Genomic DNA, 600 nt, shown 5'->3' on the forward strand with positions numbered 1-600 from the left:
CACCTGTCCCATAATCGCCCGTGCGGCTCGCACTCCCACTCGTCTCCCAATCCTCCCAGCCCTCTCAGCCGTCCCACAATTGCCCGTGCGGCTCGCACTCCAAATTAAATTTTGCCAATTCAAAAAATAGTAGTACCTTTGCATCGATATAAAAAGAGAAAGGCAGCAGGAGTTGCCGCTCCCACTGCCTGCCCATTAATAAGTAATTTTAATGAGGAATTTCTTTTTAGAAATTCTTATCAAAATCTTAATGAGCTTGAAGCTAAAGTTGAGGTTTACCTTCATTTTTCTCATTTTATATCGCAAAACACCTGCCCGTCTTGCATTGGCACCTTTGGCTTTCAAAGGTGCTGCAAAGGTAGGATACGCTAATGGCTTTAGCAAAATTTTAACATCAAAAATTAAGGTTGCTTGCATCTGCAAGCAACCTTTTTCAATTTACTAATTCGCTCATTTGCTAATTTCCTAATTTGCTAATTTCCTAATTTCTGCAAGCTCTTCTTTCAGGTGCGCTACATCAGCTTCCAGCTCAGCTATTTTTTGGTAGTTCGTCACAGGGTCGAGGAACTCAAACGAAAGATGCATCTTACACTCCCATAT

General features: G+C 41.8%; 1 protein-coding gene. It reads right to left on the reverse strand.

What is annotated here, in order from left to right; genetic code table 11:
• Positions 1 to 195: 195 nt before the first annotated feature.
• On the reverse strand, positions 196 to 417 hold the full coding sequence (locus HMPREF9441_RS16120) for a hypothetical protein (RefSeq protein WP_008622960.1): 222 nt from the start codon (positions 415 to 417) through the stop codon (positions 196 to 198).
• Between the last annotated feature and the right edge of the window lie 183 nt (positions 418 to 600).

The sequence above is a fragment of the Paraprevotella clara YIT 11840 genome (assembly GCF_000233955.1).
In the GTDB taxonomy this organism is placed as follows: Bacteria; Bacteroidota; Bacteroidia; order Bacteroidales; family Bacteroidaceae; genus Paraprevotella; species Paraprevotella clara.

What these genes read in the sequence shown, in the direction of transcription:
- HMPREF9441_RS16120 (WP_008622960.1), bottom strand. Translation starts at nt 417, where the DNA reads ATGCAAGCAACCTTAATTTTTGATGTTAAAATTTTGCTAAAGCCATTA.